This window comes from Zobellella sp. An-6 (assembly GCF_052487945.1).
In genome coordinates this window covers 3119550-3137028 of sequence record NZ_CP199259.1, presented here as the reverse complement: position 1 = coordinate 3137028, position 17479 = coordinate 3119550, and the positions used below count along the sequence as shown (strand labels likewise).

Sequence of the window (17479 nt, the reverse complement as noted above, 5' to 3'; positions counted from 1 at the left end):
GCGGCGCCGGTTTGCCGCCGGGACTCAGGGACGGTAAACCTTGACATTGTCGAAGCCTTGCTCCTTCAGGTGGATGGCCTGCAGCCGGCTCATCACACCCCGGGCACAATAGAGCAGGTAGGTTTTGTTTGAGTCTAGCTCACCGAACTGGTGGGCCAGCTTGAAGAAGGGCATGTGCAGCACCTGGTGACCTTCCACCTTCAGCGGGGCTTCCTCCTCTTCTTCCGGGGCGCGGATGTCCAGGATCACCTCGCCCTGGCCGGCCGCTTCGCTGAACTCTACCTCCGGCAGGGTCCAGGCCTTGGCCAGATCCCGCACATCTTCCACGAAGGAAGCCTGGATGGCGGTGTCGAGCACGCCGAAGTCGAAGTTGGCCTCCTCGGCCTCCACCTTGGCCAGGTTCGCCTTGATGGTGGGCTTTTGGGAGATCACGCCGCAGTATTCCGGCATTTTCTCGGCAAAGGGCGCCGTGCCGATGCGTCGCGCCTGATCGATGATGTCCTGCTTGTCGGCGGCGATCAGGGGGCGCAGTATCAGGGTCTCGGTGACCCGGTCGATCACGTTGAGGTTGGTCACCGTCTGGCTGGATACCTGGCCCATGGACTCGCCGGTCACCAGGGCGTTGATCGCCAGCTTGCCGGCCACGGCGGCGCCGGCACGCATCATCATGCGCTTGAGCACCACGCCCATGTGGCCCTTGTCGATCTTCGCCAGGATCTCGGCCACCACCCCCTCGAAGGGCACCGAGATGAACTTGACCCTGTGGGAGGCGCCGTATTTCTTCCACAGATAGTGCACCACCTCGCGCACCCCGGCCTCGTGCTCGCGCCCGCCCAGATTGAAGAAGCAGTAGTGTACCCGGCTGCCCCGCTTGATGAACTGGTAGGAGGCCACCCCCGAGTCGTAGCCGCCGGACATCAGGCTGAGCACGCTTTCCTGGGTGGCGATGGGAAAGCCGCCCAGCCCTTCGTGCTGCTCGCTCACCAGGAAGAGGCGGTCGCCGTCCAGTTCCAGGTTGATCTGCATATCGGGGTTTTTCAGCCGCACGCCGCCGGTATTGCAGCGCTGGTTGAGACCGCCGCCCACGTAACGCTCCACGTCCAGGGAGCTGAACGGCTGCTGGCCCCGGCGCTTGGCGCGCACGCAAAAGGTCTTGCCGGCCAGCCGGTCGCCGAACATGGCCTGGGCCTGCTCCAGGATCTCGTCCAGGGTGGAGACCTGGTATTCCTTGACCTCGAGAAAGCTCTGGATGCCGGGGATGCAGGCCAGGGCCGCGATCATGGCCTGACGGTGCGCTTCGGTCATGATGTTGGTGCGCAGTACCAGCTTGTCCCAGTCGGCCCGGATCTTGACCTGTTCATCCAGGGGCTTGAGCACATTGCGGATATTGCCCTGCAAGATCTTGCTCATGCGCTGACGCACCGACTTGCTCTTGATGGTGATTTCTGGATGGAGCTTGATAATAAATTTCATGATGCGGTACGTCCGGGACAGCAAAAAAACGAAAGCCCCGCATTATACAACAAAGCCGCGGCCGGGGGCAGCAGGCACGAATTTATTCGTGCCTGGCCGGCGGCGCCGGGATTGGCCCGGGCGCCGGGAGTTATTGCGCGGCCGGCAGTTCCAGGGGACTGGTGAACTTGGGCTTGCCTTGGGAGATGGTGATCTCCACCCGCCGGTTGCGCCGGCGGTGATCCGCCGTCTCGTTGGGCTCCAGGGGGCGGGTGTCCGCCATGCCGATCACCACCATGCGGCCGTCGTCGAATCCTTCCACCCGCAGCAGTTGATCCGCCACCGCCAGGGCCCGCTGGGCGGAGAGTTCCCAGTTGGAACGAAACAGCTCGTTGCTGGTGTGGACATCGTCGGTATGGCCGGCGACCAGGATCTCGCCGGGGACGTCCTTGACCAGGTTGCCGATCTGCCGCACCACCGGCCAGAACTGTGGCTGCAGAAAGGCGGAGCCCGCCGGAAAGGAGGCCTGCTCCTTGATGCGGATAACCACCTGCTGGCCCAGGGCCTCGATTTCGATGGCATCCTGCTCGATGGCGGAACTGAGCTGTTCGGCCAGTTCCCGCGCCAGGCTCATGCTCTGGGGATCGGTCTGGGGCGTGTCGGGCTGCTCGCTGCCGCTCATGTCGCCGCTTTCCCGGCTTTCCCCGGCGGCACTGTGCGATTCCCCGGGCTGAAAGTCCAGCTCGGCCTGGGTGGAGTCGGTGGTGTGCTGCATGATGACGTCTATGGGCGTGGGCTGGGGTTGGCCCGGCCGGAATTCCAGGGCAATCACCGAGGTGCCCTTGGGGATCTCGGTGACTTCCAGCTGATTCTGTACCCCAAAGGCGAACTTCATGCTGCCGGCAATCTGCTTGAACTTGAGCACGTCCATCTCGGCGAAGGCCAGCAACAGCACGAAAAAGCTCATCAGTATGGTGGCCAGATCGGCGAAGGTTGCCATCCAGGCCGGCGCGCCGGCGGGCGCCGGCGGTTTCTTCTTGGCCGCCACTACTCCTCCTTCGGTCGCTTGCTGTCGGCCAGGTAGTTCTCCAGCAGGCTCTGCAGTACCCGCGGGTTCTGGCCGTCCTGAATGCCCAGGATGGCGTCGAGGATCAGGGTGCGGTTAAGGCGCTCTTCGCCCGAACGCAGCTCGAGCTTGTCGGCGATGGGCAACGCCACCATGTTGGCCAGCATGGCACCGTAGAGGGTGGTCAACAGGGCTATCGCCATGGCCGGGCCGATGGCCTTGGGATCGTCCATGTTGGCCAGCATGGCCACCAGGCCGATCAGGGTGCCTATCATGCCCATGGCCGGAGCCACATCCCCCAGGGCCCGGAAAATGCGGGCGCCTTCGGTTTGCCGCTCGGCGGTGAGGTCGATGTCTTTTTCCAACGCCGCCTTCACCACGCCCTGCTCATGGCCGTCCACCAGCATGTCGACGGCCTTCTGCAGGAAGGGGTTGGTGATGTTCGCTTCTTCCAGCGCGAGAAAACCGCCCTTGCGGGCCGCATCGGCCAGTTGTACCACCCGCTCAATCAGGTCTTCGGGTTTTTCCAGCTTGAACATGAAGGCCTTGGCCGCCACCTTGGCCGCCCCCAGGAATTGGCCGAGGTTGAACTTCATCATCACCACGAACAGGGAGCCGACGAACACGATAAAAATCGACGGCACATCCACGTACATGGTGAGTCCACCACCCAGCACCATCGCCATTGCGATAAAAGCCATGCCACCGATCAGTCCGAGAAGGGTTGCCAGATCCAAAGTAGGGTCCTCACTGTTATTGCAGGCTTGAAAACGGCGTTAATGTTACCTTGTTACGACTCGCGTTGTCGCTGCTGTTGTTATCGGCAGCGGCACATTTTTTCTTTAGCCGAAAGCGCCCGGAGGGGGGGGCGATTCGTCTATATCTTTCGCCAAACCCCAAGCGGGAATGTTACTATTGCCCCCCATTTTGCAAGCCGAACCACAGGGGATTGCCGTGGCCACCAAAAAACCGGAAAACATGGATTTTGAAAGTGCCCTCGCGGAGCTGGAAAGCCTGGTCAGCCAGTTGGAAGACGGTGACCTGAGCCTGGAGCAGGCGCTCAAGTCCTTCGAGCGCGGTGTCCAGCTGGTGCGTGCCGGGCAGCACCGGCTGGCCCATGCCGAGCAACAGGTCCAGATGCTGCTGCAACAGGAGGGCGAAGAGCGGCTGGTGGCTTTTAATTCCGGACAAGAGGAGCGCTGATGTGAGCGTTGGGCTGTTACAGCAGCAGTATGGTGAGCGGATTGGCGTTGTCTTGTCCCGCACCATGACGGAGCTGGGCGAGTTGGCGCCGGGCCTTAAGGCCGCCATGGAATACGGCCTGCTGCAAGGCGGTAAACGGGTTCGTCCCATGCTGGTGTACGCCAGCGGCGAATTGCTGGGCAATGCCAGCCCCCAGGCACTCGATGCCGCCGCCGCCGCCATCGAGTGCATCCACGCCTATTCGCTGATCCACGACGACCTGCCGGCCATGGACGACGATGCTCTGCGCCGGGGCAAGCCCACGGTGCACAAGGCGTTCGACGAGGCCACCGCCATCCTCGCCGGCGATGCCCTGCAAACCCTGGCCTTCGAGCTACTCAGTCGTCACCCGGATGACGGCCTCGATGCCGGCCGCCGGCTGCGCATGGTGCAGGAGCTGGCCCGGGCAAGCGGCTACGGTGGCATGTGCGGCGGCCAGGCCCTGGACATGCAAAGCGAAGGCAAAGGCATCGACCTGGCCCGGCTGGAGACCCTGCACCGGCACAAGACGGGGGCACTGATCCGCGCCGCCGTACGCCTGGGCGCCCTCTGCGCCCGGGAACTGGATGAAGCCCACCTGGACGCCCTGAGCCGTTACGCCGAGGCCATCGGCCTGGCTTTTCAGGTACAGGACGACATCCTGGACATCACCGCCGATACCCAGACCCTGGGCAAGACCCAGGGCAAGGATCTGGTGCAGCAGAAGAGCACCTACCCGGCCCTGCTCGGACTGGAGGGTGCCCGGCAACTGGCACAACAGCTCTATCAGCAGGCGCTGACGGCGCTGGCAGACATTCCCTACCCAACCCATACACTGGAAGCATTCGCCCATTACATCGTGAAACGCGAGTTCTAGGGCGAGGATAATAATAAGCCTATGAGTCTGAATATTGCCGATTACCCGACCCTGGCCCTGGCCAACCTGCCGGACGAACTGCGCAGCCTGCCCCAGGAGCGATTGCCCGCCCTGTGCGACGAGCTGAGATCCTACCTGCTGCATTCGGTGAGCCGCAGCAGTGGCCATCTGGCTTCGGGCCTGGGGGTGGTGGAGCTGACGGTGGCCTTGCACTATGTGTACAACACGCCCTTCGACCGCCTGGTGTGGGACGTGGGCCACCAGGCCTATCCGCACAAGATCCTCACCGGCCGGCGCGAGCGCATGACCAGCATCCGCCAGTACCAGGGGTTGCATCCCTTCCCCTGGCGGGAGGAAAGCGAATACGACACCCTGTCGGTGGGGCACTCCAGCACCAGCATCGGCGCCGCACTGGGCATGGCCATCGCCGCCGATGAAGAGAACAAGGGCCGCAAGGTGGTGGCGGTGATCGGCGACGGCGCCCTTACCGCCGGCATGGCCTTCGAAGCGCTCAACCACGCCGGCGATATCCACAAGGACATGCTGGTGGTGCTCAACGACAACGAGATGTCGATCTCCGAAAACGTGGGCGCCCTCAACAACCACCTGGCGCGGATCATGTCCGGCTCCCTCTACAGCACCCTGCGCGAAGGGGGAAAAAAGGCGCTGGAGATGGTGCCGCCGATCAAGGAGCTGGCCCGCCGGGCCGAAGAGCACCTCAAGGGCATGGTGGTGCCCGGCACCCTGTTCGAGGAGTTCGGCTTCAATTACGTCGGTCCCATCGACGGCCACGATATCGAGACCCTGGTGGAAACCCTGCGCAACATGCGCAGGCTCAAGGGTCCGCAGTTCCTGCATGTGATGACCCGCAAGGGCAAGGGCTACCTGCCCGCCGAACAGGATCCCATCGGTTACCATGGCGTCCCCAGATTCGACCCGGCCCAGAGTGCACTGCCCAAGAGCGGCGGGGGCGGCCTGTCCTATTCCGCCATTTTCGGCAACTGGCTGTGCGACATGGCCCGGCTGGATCCCCGGCTGATGGCCATTACCCCGGCCATGCGCGAAGGCTCCGGCCTGGTGCGTTTCTCCCGGGAGTTCCCCCAGCGCTATTTCGACGTGGCCATCGCCGAGCAGCATGCGGTGACCCTGGCGGCGGGGCTGGCGATAGAGGGCAAGAAACCGGTGGTGGCCATCTACTCCACCTTCCTGCAACGGGCCTATGACCAGCTGATCCACGACGTGGCCCTGCAGAACCTGGATGTGCTGTTCGCCATCGACCGGGCCGGCATCGTCGGCGCCGACGGCCCCACCCACCAGGGCGCCTTCGATCTCAGCTACCTGCGTACCGTGCCCAACATGGTGATCATGACGCCCGCCGACGAAAATGAGTGCCGGCAGATGCTCTACACCGGCTTTGTGCACCGGGGGCCGGCGGCGGTGCGCTACCCGCGTGGCAACGGCTGCGGCGTGGAGATCGAAGAATCGATGACGGCGCTGGAACTGGGCAAGGGGCGGATCGTCCGCCGGGGCAGCGGCGTGGCCCTGCTCAACTTCGGCACCCTGCTGGCCGAGGCGCGGCTCGCCGCCGAGCGGCTGGACGCCACCCTGGTGGACATGCGTTTCGTCAAGCCGCTGGACGAGGCGCTGCTGTTGTCCCTGCTGGACGGGCACGAGTTGCTGGTGACGGTGGAGGAAAATGCCGTCATGGGGGGCGCCGGCTCGGCGGTGAACGAATGCCTGATGCACCACAAGCGTCCCATGCCGGTCTTGAACCTGGGCCTGCCCGATGAGTTTATCGAGCAGGGCGGCCAGCAGCAGATCCTGGCCCTGCTGGGCCTGGACGCCGACGGCATGGTGCGATCGATTTCCGAGTACCTGAGCCGGTAGAGGCAGGCGCCGCAGGCGGCGCCTGGTTTCGGCCGGGTGCCGGCCGGTGAAACCGGGCGCGGCTACGTTGCCGTAGCCGCGGGGGATCAGAACTTGTAGGTGACCGAGAAGTAGTGGCCCAGGCCGGAAGTATCCTGGGTTACGCCGGTGGCGTCGCTGCCGTCCTTGAAGAACGCCATGTTGTTGTACAGCTTGGCGCCGTAGCCCACGGCGTAGCGGTCGGAATGCCAGTAGATGCCGTTGAACCACTCCAGGGCGTTGGAGGTGCGGCCGGCGACACCGCCGATGGTGTCGGCGCCGAACTTGTAGTCCAGGTAACCCTGGTAGGCGATAAAGCTGCCGTTGCCGAAGGTATGGAACGGCTTGAACCAGTTGGTCGACACCATGTAGCCGTCCCAGCTGCCCTCGTCCGGGGCGCCGTAGTTTTCGCGCACATAGCGGCCGTAGGCGTTCAGCCCCATCTTGCCGAACCAGGGCACCTGGACATCGGAGCCCAGGCCCACATAGTGTTCGAACAGGCCACCGAAGGCGCCGTTGTCGGCCACGTTGGTCACGCTGGCGATATACAGCTCCTGCACCGGGCCGAAGGACAGGTCGGTCTTGGTCAGGGCATCCAGCGACAGGCGCGGCGCGAACTTGAAGAAGAAGTTGTCGCCGCCGTGCAGGTCGTCACCCTCGCTGTCGAAGATGTCGAACACGTCCAGGTAGCCGTAGAGATCGAACAGGCCGGAGCGGCCGCCGAATTCCATTTCCAGATAGGTGTCGCGTTCGTTGCGGAACGGCAGCTTGTTGTCTGCGCTGCGCATCAGGTTGAACTGCAGCCACTTGTAGTCGTTCTTGTGGATACCGTCGCTGTAGTCGGCGGCATGAACCACGGGCGCGGCGAGGGCGGTCAGTACGCCGGCGGCGACCAGGTTGTTAAGCATCTTAGCCATCTGTCAGTCTCTTCTTTTCGTTTGATATGACAAGGTTTTCCTTAACCGTGGTGGCAGGAATTCCCCGGGGTGGGGGGAGTCTAGGCGGGTGAAAAAACGGCGCAAGACCGCAAACGATTGCGCCGTTTCAGTTTTGTGACCGCGGTGGCATTCGCGCTAGTTGGCGGGGGGATGCAGCCGGGTGACCAGGTGGATCAGCAGCAGCACCGGAATGCCGATGGCGGCGGTACCGATAAAGAAAGTGGCGTAGCCATGAGCGTCCACCACCACGCCCGAAAAGCCGGCGATGAACTTGGGCAGCAGCATCATCACCGAGCTGAACAGCGCATACTGGGTGGCGGAGAAGGCCACGTTGGTCAGGCTGGACAGATAGGTGATGAAGGCGGCGGTGGCAATGCCGGCGCTCAGGTTGTCGAGGGAGATGATCAGGGTCAGCAGCAGCACGTTACCCCCGAGCTGGCTCATCAGCGCGAACAGCAGGTTGGTGCCGGCGGCCAGCACGGCGCCCAGCATCAGGATGCGCAGGGTGCCGAAGCGCATCACCAGCAGGCCGCCGAGGGCAGCCCCCACCAGGGTCATGATGACGCCATAGACCTTGGTGACGGTGGCGATTTCCGACTTGCTGAAGCCCATGTCCACATAGAAGGGATTGGCCATGACGCCCATCACCACGTCCGAGATGCGGTAGCTGGCGATCAGTGCCAGGATCAGCAGCGCCTGCCAGCCGAAACGCTGGAAGAACTCGGCGAAGGGAGCCACCACGGCGCTTTTCAGGAACGCCAGTAGGGCAGCCGCGGGGCGGGGCCAGCCCCGCTCCATCAGGGCCTGCTTGTGTTCGGCCTGGGCCTGCTGTTGGGCGGCAAGATCCACTTCGGGCTCGTGCAACAGCAGGCAGGTGATCACCCCCACCAGCATAAAGCCCATCATGCACAGGTAGGCTACCTTCCAGCCGACGGGATCGTAACCCAGATCCGAGCCGGCCCAGGCGGCGATGGCGAGTGCCCCGGCTCCCGCCATTATCATCGCCAGCCGGTAACCGGTCATGTAGGCGGCGGCCAGGGCGCCCTGCAGCCGCTCCGGTGCGGCCTCGATACGGTAGGCGTCGATCACGATGTCCTGGGTGGCGGAGGCGAAGGCCACCGCCAGGGCGAACAGTGCCAGGCTGACGAGCTGGGTGGTGGGATCGGAAACGGCCATACCGGCCAATGCCGCCATGATGGTGAGCTGGGAGCACAGCATCCAGCTGCGCCGCCGGCCCATCCTGCGCGACAGCCAGGGCAGGGGCAGCCGGTCGACCAGTGGGGACCACAACCACTTGACGCCGTAGGCCAGCGCCACCCAACTGAAGAAGCCGATGCTGGTGCGGCTGACCCCGGCTTCCCGCAGCCAGAACGACAGGGTGCCGAACACCAGCAACAACGGCAACCCGGAGGAGAAGCCGAGGGCGAACAGGGTAAGGACCCGACGCTCCAGGTAGAGCGACAGGCTCTGCTGCAGCCGGGTCATGGTCAGGGCCCTGATGGGGGTTCTCCCGCATCGGGCAGCCGGCGTGCTTCCAGCAGGATGATGGGCTGCTGGGGCACGTCCCGGGCACGCAGCTGCAGGTTCATGCCGGTGGGCACCCTTGCCATCTTGCTCAGCACGTCCTCGCCCCTGACCACCTTGCCGAATACCGTGTAGCCGGCAGCGCGGCCCGCATCCAGGGCGATATTGTCCTTCAGGTTGATGTAGAACTGGCGGGTGGCGCTGTCGGGATCCTGGGTGCGGGCCATGGCGATGGTGCCACTCAGGTTGGACAGGCCGTTGGCCGACTCGTTGACCACAGGCGCATAGGTGGGCAGGGGGCTGAAGTCGGTGCCATAGCCGCCGCCCTGCACCACGAAACCGGGGATCAGGCGGTGGAACAGGCTGTTGTTGTAGCTGCCGTCGTCCACGTAGCGCAGGAAGTTGGCGACCGTCTCGGGAGCGGCCGCGTCGTCCAGCTCCACTTCCAGCCGGCCCAGGTTGGTGACCAGCTCGACCCGGGGGCCTGCCAGCACCGGCAGGGCCAGCAGGGCGCTCAGTAACCACAGGATAGCTTTCATATATTCTCCTTACCCTTGGCCCAGGGCGATGCAGCCTGGAGCCGTGCCGGGGGATGGGCCCCGCATGGCTCAGTTGCCGCCGATAAAGTTCTGGACGTCGCGGTCGGCCAGCATGTCCTGCACCAGCAGCGACAGCTGCTTGTTCAGGGCCTCTTTCACCTTGTCCAGATCGGGATGCAGACGGCCGGGAAATTCTTCCTGGGCGCTGCGGCGATACTGTTTGGTGATGGTGCGGCCGTTGCGTTCCAGGGTCAGCTGCAAGCGCAACTGCTGGACCACATCGTAACTGATATGGCCGCGGATCACCCGGGCCAGCACCTCCTGCAGCTGCAGGTTGACGCGGGTGCCGGCACCCTGCTCGATAAAGGCGCCCTGGGTGCTCAGGCCCTGGGCCAGGGCCTGTTCCAGCTGGATGCGCAGGTTGTTGCTGGCGCCCACCACCACCGGGGATTTGTCCTGCTGCTCTATCTGGATGATGAAGTCGTTGGCGCGGGCGTCACTGCTGCTCAAGGCGACGGGCTGGCCGCGATAGACGCCGCCGCCGACCTGGACGGAAGGGCTGACATCGACGGCGATGGGGTAGTAGCTGGCACAGGCACTCAGGCCCAGGGCCAGCATGGCGGTCGTTAACCATTTCACGGATTTCATCTACAGGCTTCCTTAAGGGGTTTTAATGGCTCTCAGGATAACGAATTTGCGATTGGATGCCACTACCCGCTGATTGCCGAACAGCCGTTTCAGCTTCTGGTGATAATCGAGGTGGCGGTTGGCCACCAGCAGCAGCTCGCCGCCCCGGCGCAGCACCCTTTTGGCGTCCACGAACATCTGCCAGGCAATATGATCGGTGATGGCTTGCTGCTGGTGGAACGGGGGGTTGCACAGTACCAGATCGGCGCTGTCCGGCGCCATGCCTTCGAGACAGTTGTTGACCATAAAGCGGGCTCGCGGTTCTGCCGCCGGCAGATTGCGCTCCAGGTTCATGCGGGCGCTGGCGACGGCCATATGGGATTCGTCCACGAAGCTGACCTGGGCCTGGGGGTTGCGGGCCAGGGCCATCAGCCCCAGTACGCCGTTGCCGCAGCCGAGGTCGATCATCCGGCCCGGACGGTCGGCCGGCAAGTGCTCGAGCAGGAAGCGGGCGCCGATGTCCAGGCTGGCACGGGAAAACAGGTTGGCGTGGTTGTAAATGGTAAAGCCGGTGCCTTCCAGCGGCCAGGCCAGGAGCGGCGGCAGGGGCGCCGGCGCCTTGGCCGGATCCGGGGCACAGAAGATCAGTCGGGCCTTTTTCCAGGCCAGGCTGGTGTGGGTGGGGCCCAGGTACTGCTCGAACAGCTTGAGGGTGGAGCCGTGGATGTCTTTGGCCTTGGCGCCGGCGATAAGGCGGGTCTGCGGGCCCGCGACCCGGCTCAGGGCGGCCAGCTGGTATTCCAGCATGGCGTTGGTCTTGGGCAGCTTGAGCAGCACCAGCCCGGGCTGCTCGGGCCAGGGCGCCAGGCTGTCGAGCAACTGCCAGGTGGGCTCGAGGCCGTTGTCCAGGGCGTTGGCGTTGAGAGCCAGTTCGGCAACCCGGGAGTCGGTCATGACATAGGGACTATGCTGGTGCAGGGCGAGGGTGAGGGCGCCACAGCCGTCGTTGACGATCAGCAGCGGGGCTTCCCGGCTCCACTCCTGCGTGGCCAGCTCGTTCATGATATATTCATCGGCGGCGTCCCAGGCCTGCAGGCCATGCTGGGCGTGGCGCGGGTAGCGATGGAGTATCAGCTCGCCGCCCTGGGGCAGGGGAAAGTGATGATTCATAACGATGGGTGGCCCGAATAGCGAAAAGGGGCATTTTAATGAAGTGGCCCCGATACCGCCACTCCCGGGGGAGCAAGTTGCCGCTGGCACGGGGTGTTTCGCGGGGCGGCGGTTTTTCCGGGCGCGGCCCCATGAACGATTCGCGACGACGACAGGGGGGACGGCGCATGGACTTGTGGGCTGACAGGCCCGAGTGGATCGAACTGGCCGGCGGACGCCTGCTGTGGTGGCCGCAGGCCTTCGCTCCCGAGGCGGACGACTGGCTGGCGCAACTCGGGCGGGAGATCCCCTGGCGGCAGCATCGGCTCAGGCTGTTCGGACGTGAGCTGGATGAGCCCCGGTTGTCCTGCTGGATGGGAGAGCGACCCTATCGTTACTCGGGCAAGACCCGCCTTCCCGAGCCCTGGCACCCGCTGGTGGCGCAGATAGGGCGGCGGCTGGCGGCTATCTGCGGCCGCCCCTTCAACGGGGTGCTGCTCAACCTCTACCGGGACGGCCGGGACAGCATGGGCTGGCATGCGGACGATGAACCCGAACTCGGCCTCCATCCGCTGATCGCCTCGGTCAGCCTGGGAGCCAGCCGCCGTTTCCTGCTGCGCCATGGCGGCGGCGAGCGGCGGGAGCTGAGGCTCGACCACGGCAGCCTGCTGGTGATGGCCGGCGAAATGCAGCATCATTGGCAGCATGCCTTGCCCAGGGCGGCGGGAGTGACCGAGGCACGGATCAACCTGACCTTCCGTTATCTGCCGCCCCAGGGCCGTGAAGAGTGAGGGGGAGGTGAGGAGTGAGGAAAACGAGGTATTCCTTACCCCTCACGCCTCACCCTTAACCCCACCCCTCACCCTTACGATATCGTTCAATCCAGGAGTCGATTATGTCTATACAAGCCATCATAGAGCACAAGGTGCGCGAGGCCTTGGCCCCCCAGCATCTGGAAGTGATCAACGAAAGCTACATGCACCGGGTGGCCCCCGGCTCGGAAACCCATTTCAAGCTGGTGGTGGTGAGCGACCGCTTCGAAGGCCAGCGTCTGCTGGCCCGGCACCGGGCCCTGAACAGCCTGCTGGCCGAGGAGCTGGCGGGCGGGGTCCATGCCCTGGCGTTGCACACCCTGACCCCGGCCGAATGGCAGGCCCGGGGCGGGGTGCCCGACAGCCCGGCCTGTCGTGGCCAGGGCGGCGTGTCGGCCTGAGCGCCATGTTGCCCGTGCTTGAGGTGTTTGTTACCTGCCCCCGCGGACGCCATGGCGGGGAGGGTCCCATGCGGGCCCTCCCTCTGCGACTAAGGCATAATAACTGGCCAAATATCATGGCCTTATTTTTGCAATAACGGCGCACAGCCCCGTCGGTTTTGCCTAAAGAGGCGGTAATTTTTGGTAATTGCCATGGCAGCCGCCGAGTTAAAAGTGCTAGAATTATGCGCCTTTTATATCGGGCTGGATGTTACCGGACTGTAGTCACGCTGTTGCCAAGACGATAGAGGCAGGCCGGTAGCGACTCATCAGCATGTTGTCATGTCTGACATGGCAAGTACCTGTCTTCCCCTAACAAGTAGTGCAAGTGAGTATGATTACAATTAAAAAAGGACTGGACCTCCCGATTTCCGGGGCCCCAGAGCAAGTAATCTACGATGGTCCTGCCATCAAGCGCGTTGCTACGCTGGGCGAGGAGTATGTGGGCATGCGCCCTACCATGTATGTCAAGGTAGAGGACCGCGTCAAAAAAGGTCAGGTGATCTTCGAGGACAAGAAGAACCCGGGCGTTAAGTTCACAGCTCCCGCCGCCGGTACAGTGGTTGAAATCAACCGTGGCGCCAAACGTGTACTGCAATCGGTCGTGATTGCCGTCGATGACAGCGAAGAGCAGATTACTTTTTCGAAATACGCTCAAGCCGACCTGGCCAAACTGGAACGTGACACAGTAAAAGAACAGCTGGTTGAATCCGGCCTGTGGACCGCCCTGCGCACCCGCCCCTTCAGCAAGGTGCCTGCCGTGGAGTCCACTCCGCGCTCCATCTTTGTTACCGCCATGGACTCCAACCCCCTCTGTGCCAACGCCGAACTGATCATCAAGGAAAACGCCCAGGCGTTTACCGACGGTCTGCAGGTGCTGAGCCGCCTGACCGATGGCCAGGTGCACGTCTGCAAGGGTGAAGGCAGCCTGCCCCAGGCCCAGGCCGACAACATCAAGGAACATGTGTTCGTGGGTGTGCATCCCGCGGGCCTGCCGGGTACCCACATTCACTTTATCGATCCCATCGTCCCCGGCAAGGTGGTCTGGTACATCAACTACCAGGACGTGATCGCGGTCGGCAAGCTGTTCACCACCGGTGAACTGTTCACCGACCGGGTGGTGGCCCTGGGCGGCCCAGTGGTACAGAAGCCGCGTCTGCTGCGTACCCGCATCGGCGCCTCCCTGGAAGAGCTGACCGCCGGCGAGCTGCAGGACGGCGAGAACCGTCTCATTTCCGGCTCCGTGCTGTCCGGCACCGCCGCCAACGGTCCCCATGCCTACCTGGGGCGCTACCACCTGCAGGTGTCGGTGCTGAAGGAAGGCCGCGACAAGGAGTTCATGGGCTGGCTGGCGCCGGGCGCCAACAAGTTCTCCGTGACCCGTGCCTATCTGAGCCACCTGACCAAGGGCAAGCTGTTCGACCTGACCACCACCACCAACGGCTCCAGTCGTGCCATGGTGCCAATCGGAAACTACGAGCGGATCATGCCGCTGGATCTTCTGCCGACCCTGCTGCTGCGTGATCTGCTGTCCGGTGATACCGACAGCGCCCAGACCATGGGCTGCCTGGAGCTGGATGAAGAAGATCTGGCACTGTGTACCTATGTGTGCCCGGGCAAGTACGATTACGGCCAGGTGCTGCGTCAGTGTCTGACCAAGATTGAGCTAGAGGGCTAAGTGAAATGAGTTTGAAGCACACTCTGGAAAAGATCGAACACCATTTCGAGCCGGGTGGTAAGTACGAGAAGTTTTACGCCCTGTACGAAGCGGTGGCGACCGTGCTCTATACCCCGGGCATGGTGACCCGTAACGCCTCCCATGTGCGCGACAGCATCGACCTGAAACGCATCATGATCATGGTGTGGCTGGCGACCTTCCCGGCCATGTTCTTCGGCATGTACAATGCCGGTGGCCAGGCCATCGCGGCCCTGACCAACATGTACAGCCCGGCCGACCTGGCCGCGGTGATCGACGGCAACTGGCGCTATGGCCTGGCCCAGGCCCTCGGGGCAACCCTGGGCGAAGGGGCCGGCTGGGGCAGCAAACTGCTGCTGGGCGCCACCTACTTCCTGCCCATCTACCTGACCGTGTTCGTGGTGGGGGGCTTCTGGGAAGTGCTGTTCGCCACCGTGCGCAAGCACGAAGTCAACGAAGGCTTCTTCGTGACCTCGGTGCTGTTCGCGCTGATCGTGCCCGCCACCCTGCCGCTGTGGCAGGCCGCCCTGGGTATCACCTTCGGTGTGGTCATGGCCAAGGAGATCTTCGGCGGTACCGGCAAGAACTTCCTCAACCCGGCCCTGGCTGGCCGTGCCTTCCTGTTCTTTGCCTACCCGGCCGAGATTTCGGGTGACACCGTATGGACCGCCGTGGACGGCTTTTCCGGCGCCACCGCCCTGGGTCAGTGGGCCGCCGGCGGCCAGGCTGCGCTGATGGACGTGAACACCGATACGGCGATCAGCTGGATGGATGCCTTTATCGGCAACATGCAGGGATCCATCGGCGAGGTCTCGACCCTGGCCATCCTGATCGGTGGCCTGTTCATCATCTACCTGGGCATCGCCTCCTGGCGTATCGTCGCCGGTGTGATGCTCGGCATGGTAGTGACGGCGACCCTGTTCAATGTGATCGGTTCCGACACCAACCCCATGTTCTCCATGCCCTGGCACTGGCACCTGGTATTGGGTGGCTTCGCCTTCGGCATGATGTTCATGGCCACCGACCCGGTGTCCGCTTCCTTCACCAACAAGGGTAAATGGTGGTACGGCGCCCTGATCGGCGTCATGGTGGTGCTGATCCGCGTGGTCAACCCGGCCTTCCCCGAAGGCATGATGCTGGCCATCCTGTTCGCCAACCTGTTCGCTCCCTTGTTCGACCACTTCGTGGTGCAGGCCAATATCAAACGGAGGCTGGCTCGTGGCTAAGAAAGAAACTATCGGCAGGACCTTTGCTATCGTCGGCGGTCTCTGCCTGGTCTGCTCCATAGTGGTGTCTGGCGCGGCGGTCATGCTTAAACCGACCCAGCAGCGCAACCAGGCGCTGGACGTTCAGACCAACATCGTCGACGTGGCCGGCCTGGGCCGTGCCAACGTGGCGGAAAACTATGCCCGTTATATCGAGGCCCGCCTGGTGGACCTGGACACCGGCGAGTTTTCCGACCAGCCGGCCGAAGGATACAACCAGCGTGCCGCCGCCAAGGATCCTGCCGCCAGCATCGCCCTGAGCGGTGCCGAGGATCCGGCCGGCATCCGCCGGCGCGCCAACCTGGCGCCGGTCTACCTGGCCAAGGACGAAAACGGCGAGCTGGACAGCATCATCCTGCCGGTACACGGCCAGGGGCTGTGGTCCACCATGTACGCCTTCGTGGCGGTCGAGCCCGATGGCAACACCATCAAGGGCATCACCTACTACGAGCAGGGGGAAACCCCCGGACTCGGCGGCGAGGTGGAAAACCCCAACTGGCGTGCCCAGTTCGTCGGCAAGCAGCTGTTCGACGAGAACGGCCAGCCGGCGCTGCGGGTGGTCAAGGGCGGAGCACCCGAAGGGTCCGAGCACGGTGTGGACGGCCTGTCCGGTGCCACCCTGACCTCCAACGGCGTGCAATATACCTTTGAATTCTGGCTGGGTGAGAAAGGGTTTGGTCCTTTCCTGGCCAAGGTTCGTGAAGGAGAGCTGAACAATGGCTGATAAAGCTGAAATGAAAAAGGTGCTGTTCGGGCCCATCGTCGGCAACAACCCCATCGCCCTGCAGGTGCTGGGGATTTGCTCGGCCCTGGCAGTGACCTCGCAAATGCAGACCGCCTTCGTGATGTCGCTGGCGGTGATCTCGGTAACGGCGTTTTCGAACCTGTTCATCTCGCTGATCCGCAACCAGATCCCGAACTCGGTACGGATCATCGCCCAGATGGCGATCATCGCTTCCCTGGTTATCGTGGTGGACCAGATCCTCAAGGCCTACGCCTATGACATCTCCAAGCAGCTGTCGGTGTTTGTGGGGCTGATCATCACCAACTGTATCGTGATGGGCCGCGCCGAAGCCTACGCCATGAAAAGCCCACCCATGATGTCCTTCCTGGACGGCATCGGCAACGGCCTGGGCTACGGCCTGATCCTGCTGGTGGTGGCCACGGTGCGCGAGCTGTTCGGCTCCGGCACCTGGTTCGGTATCGAGATTCTGCCGCTGATCAAGAACGGTGGCTGGTACCAGGCCAACGGCCTGCTGCTGCTGCCGCCGAGCGCCTTCTTCATCATCGGTGGCATTATCTGGGTACTGCGTACTTTCCGTCCGGAGCAGGTGGAGGCGAAGGAGTAACATGGAACATTTTCTGAGTCTGTTTGTCCGCGCCGTCTTTATCGAGAACCTGGCGCTGGCCTTCTTCCTGGGGATGTGCACCTTCCTGGCGGTATCCAAGAAGGTGAAAACCTCCTTCGGTCTGGGGGTGGCGGTGACCGTGGTACTGACCATTTCGGTGCCGGTCAACAACCTCATCTACAACTTCATCCTCAAGGATGGTGCCCTGGCCGAAGGGGTGGATCTGAGCTTCCTGAACTTCATTACCTTTATCGGGGTAATTGCGGCGCTGGTGCAGATCCTGGAAATGCTGTTGGACAAGTTCTTCCCGGCACTCTACAACGCCCTGGGTATCTTCCTGCCGCTGATCACCGTGAACTGCGCCATCTTCGGCGGCGTGTCCTTCATGGTACAGCGGGACTACAACTTTGCCGAGTCCATCGTCTATGGTTTCGGCTCCGGTATCGGCTGGATGCTGGCCATCGTGCTGTTGGCCGGTTTGCGTGAGAAGATGAAGTATGCGGATGTGCCCGACGGCCTGCGCGGTCTGGGGATCACCTTTATCTCCGCCGGCCTGATGGCCCTCGGCTTCATGTCTTTCTCTGGCATTTCTCTGTAAACCCAGTGATGGAAAAGGAAT

The 17479-nt window shown here is 63.2% G+C and carries 18 protein-coding genes; 10 read left to right on the top strand and 8 right to left on the bottom strand.

All coding sequences use genetic code 11. The features are described 5' to 3' along the window. Positions 1–24 precede the first annotated feature (24 nt). The 3 genes from thiI to pomA all read right to left on the bottom strand — a co-directional run bounded on the left by thiI (position 25) and on the right by pomA (position 3255). Complete coding sequence (gene thiI, locus ACT7DK_RS14650) at positions 25–1473, bottom strand: tRNA uracil 4-sulfurtransferase ThiI (RefSeq protein ID WP_445400393.1); 1449 nt, start codon at positions 1471–1473, stop codon at positions 25–27. Between the two features lie 130 nt (positions 1474–1603). Next, positions 1604–2452, bottom strand: coding sequence for a flagellar motor protein MotB (locus ACT7DK_RS14645; RefSeq protein ID WP_445402370.1), 849 nt, complete (start codon positions 2450–2452; stop codon positions 1604–1606). A gap of 47 nt (positions 2453–2499) precedes the next feature. After that, positions 2500–3255, bottom strand: coding sequence for a flagellar motor protein PomA (gene pomA / locus ACT7DK_RS14640; RefSeq protein WP_445400391.1), 756 nt, complete (start codon positions 3253–3255; stop codon positions 2500–2502). Positions 3256–3424: 169 nt separating this feature from the next. On the opposite strand from pomA, the gene xseB reads away from it, so the two are divergent. The 3 genes from xseB to dxs are packed head-to-tail and all read left to right on the top strand — an operon-like array spanning position 3425 to position 6503. Next, positions 3425–3721 (top strand): exodeoxyribonuclease VII small subunit, encoded by a 297-nt coding sequence (gene xseB / locus ACT7DK_RS14635; protein ID WP_445400389.1) that lies wholly within the window; start codon positions 3425–3427, stop codon positions 3719–3721. A 1-nt stretch (position 3722) separates the two neighbouring features. Continuing rightward, positions 3723–4616: a (2E,6E)-farnesyl diphosphate synthase gene (gene ispA, locus ACT7DK_RS14630; protein ID WP_445400387.1), complete on the top strand. Its 894-nt coding sequence runs from the start codon at positions 3723–3725 to the stop codon at positions 4614–4616. A gap of 21 nt (positions 4617–4637) precedes the next feature. Beyond that, on the top strand, positions 4638–6503 hold the full coding sequence (gene dxs / locus ACT7DK_RS14625) for a 1-deoxy-D-xylulose-5-phosphate synthase (RefSeq protein WP_445400385.1): 1866 nt from the start codon (positions 4638–4640) through the stop codon (positions 6501–6503). An 86-nt stretch (positions 6504–6589) separates the two neighbouring features. Here the strand turns inward: dxs and ACT7DK_RS14620 are convergent, their stop codons facing one another. The 5 genes from ACT7DK_RS14620 to ACT7DK_RS14600 form a co-directional block, all read right to left on the bottom strand. Then, a complete protein-coding gene (locus ACT7DK_RS14620) occupies positions 6590–7438 on the bottom strand; it encodes a nucleoside-specific channel-forming Tsx family protein (protein WP_445400383.1) in 849 nt (282 codons plus the stop codon). 156 nt (positions 7439–7594) lie between these two features. After that, positions 7595–8944 carry an AmpG family muropeptide MFS transporter gene (locus ACT7DK_RS14615; protein WP_445400381.1) on the bottom strand — a complete coding sequence of 450 codons (1350 nt, stop codon included), beginning with the start codon at positions 8942–8944 and terminating at the stop codon, positions 7595–7597. Positions 8945–8946: 2 nt separating this feature from the next. After that, a complete protein-coding gene (locus ACT7DK_RS14610) occupies positions 8947–9522 on the bottom strand; it encodes a peptidylprolyl isomerase (protein WP_445400379.1) in 576 nt (191 codons plus the stop codon). A gap of 69 nt (positions 9523–9591) precedes the next feature. Then, positions 9592–10170 (bottom strand): YajG family lipoprotein, encoded by a 579-nt coding sequence (locus ACT7DK_RS14605; RefSeq protein ID WP_445400377.1) that lies wholly within the window; start codon positions 10168–10170, stop codon positions 9592–9594. 12 nt (positions 10171–10182) lie between these two features. After that, entirely contained in the window at positions 10183–11319 is a 1137-nt protein-coding gene (locus ACT7DK_RS14600) for a methyltransferase (protein WP_445400375.1), read from the bottom strand. A 167-nt stretch (positions 11320–11486) separates the two neighbouring features. Between ACT7DK_RS14600 and ACT7DK_RS14595 the strand changes: the two genes are divergently transcribed. The 7 genes from ACT7DK_RS14595 to nqrE all read left to right on the top strand — a co-directional run bounded on the left by ACT7DK_RS14595 (position 11487) and on the right by nqrE (position 17458). Then, the gene (locus ACT7DK_RS14595; protein WP_445400373.1) at positions 11487–12089 is read left to right on the top strand and encodes an alpha-ketoglutarate-dependent dioxygenase AlkB family protein; all 603 of its coding nucleotides are present in this window, start codon (positions 11487–11489) and stop codon (positions 12087–12089) included. Positions 12090–12193: 104 nt separating this feature from the next. Then, positions 12194–12511 (top strand): BolA family protein, encoded by a 318-nt coding sequence (locus ACT7DK_RS14590; protein ID WP_445400371.1) that lies wholly within the window; start codon positions 12194–12196, stop codon positions 12509–12511. A 373-nt stretch (positions 12512–12884) separates the two neighbouring features. Then, a complete protein-coding gene (locus tag ACT7DK_RS14585; protein WP_445400369.1) occupies positions 12885–14228 on the top strand; it encodes a Na(+)-translocating NADH-quinone reductase subunit A in 1344 nt (447 codons plus the stop codon). A gap of 5 nt (positions 14229–14233) precedes the next feature. Further along, complete coding sequence (locus tag ACT7DK_RS14580) at positions 14234–15472, top strand: NADH:ubiquinone reductase (Na(+)-transporting) subunit B (RefSeq protein ID WP_445400367.1); 1239 nt, start codon at positions 14234–14236, stop codon at positions 15470–15472. Further along, positions 15465–16235, top strand: a complete 771-nt coding sequence (locus ACT7DK_RS14575; protein WP_445400365.1) for a Na(+)-translocating NADH-quinone reductase subunit C — start codon at positions 15465–15467, stop codon at positions 16233–16235. The genes ACT7DK_RS14580 and ACT7DK_RS14575 overlap by 8 nt, the downstream gene beginning before the upstream one ends. Continuing rightward, complete coding sequence (locus tag ACT7DK_RS14570; RefSeq protein ID WP_445400363.1) at positions 16228–16860, top strand: NADH:ubiquinone reductase (Na(+)-transporting) subunit D; 633 nt, start codon at positions 16228–16230, stop codon at positions 16858–16860. Before ACT7DK_RS14575 ends, ACT7DK_RS14570 begins: the two co-directional genes overlap by 8 nt. A gap of 1 nt (position 16861) precedes the next feature. Beyond that, positions 16862–17458: an NADH:ubiquinone reductase (Na(+)-transporting) subunit E gene (gene nqrE / locus ACT7DK_RS14565; RefSeq protein ID WP_071471543.1), complete on the top strand. Its 597-nt coding sequence runs from the start codon at positions 16862–16864 to the stop codon at positions 17456–17458. The last annotated feature ends 21 nt before the right edge of the window (positions 17459–17479 follow it).

Bases quoted from the DNA above. Each gene is read 5' to 3' on its own strand.
- thiI (WP_445400393.1), bottom strand. From the start codon at position 1,473: ATGAAATTTATTATCAAGCTCCATCCAGAAATCACCATCAAGAGCAAG.
- ACT7DK_RS14645 (WP_445402370.1), bottom strand. From the start codon at position 2,452: ATGGCAACCTTCGCCGATCTGGCCACCATACTGATGAGCTTTTTCGTG.
- xseB (WP_445400389.1), top strand. From the start codon at position 3,425: ATGTTACTATTGCCCCCCATTTTGCAAGCCGAACCACAGGGGATTGCC.
- dxs (WP_445400385.1), top strand. From the start codon at position 4,638: ATGAGTCTGAATATTGCCGATTACCCGACCCTGGCCCTGGCCAACCTG.
- ACT7DK_RS14620 (WP_445400383.1), bottom strand. From the start codon at position 7,438: ATGGCTAAGATGCTTAACAACCTGGTCGCCGCCGGCGTACTGACCGCC.
- ACT7DK_RS14615 (WP_445400381.1), bottom strand. From the start codon at position 8,944: ATGACCCGGCTGCAGCAGAGCCTGTCGCTCTACCTGGAGCGTCGGGTC.
- ACT7DK_RS14610 (WP_445400379.1), bottom strand. From the start codon at position 9,522: ATGAAAGCTATCCTGTGGTTACTGAGCGCCCTGCTGGCCCTGCCGGTG.
- ACT7DK_RS14605 (WP_445400377.1), bottom strand. From the start codon at position 10,170: ATGAAATCCGTGAAATGGTTAACGACCGCCATGCTGGCCCTGGGCCTG.
- ACT7DK_RS14600 (WP_445400375.1), bottom strand. From the start codon at position 11,319: ATGAATCATCACTTTCCCCTGCCCCAGGGCGGCGAGCTGATACTCCAT.
- ACT7DK_RS14595 (WP_445400373.1), top strand. From the start codon at position 11,487: ATGGACTTGTGGGCTGACAGGCCCGAGTGGATCGAACTGGCCGGCGGA.
- ACT7DK_RS14590 (WP_445400371.1), top strand. From the start codon at position 12,194: ATGTCTATACAAGCCATCATAGAGCACAAGGTGCGCGAGGCCTTGGCC.
- ACT7DK_RS14585 (WP_445400369.1), top strand. From the start codon at position 12,885: ATGATTACAATTAAAAAAGGACTGGACCTCCCGATTTCCGGGGCCCCA.
- ACT7DK_RS14580 (WP_445400367.1), top strand. From the start codon at position 14,234: ATGAGTTTGAAGCACACTCTGGAAAAGATCGAACACCATTTCGAGCCG.
- ACT7DK_RS14570 (WP_445400363.1), top strand. From the start codon at position 16,228: ATGGCTGATAAAGCTGAAATGAAAAAGGTGCTGTTCGGGCCCATCGTC.
- nqrE (WP_071471543.1), top strand. From the start codon at position 16,862: ATGGAACATTTTCTGAGTCTGTTTGTCCGCGCCGTCTTTATCGAGAAC.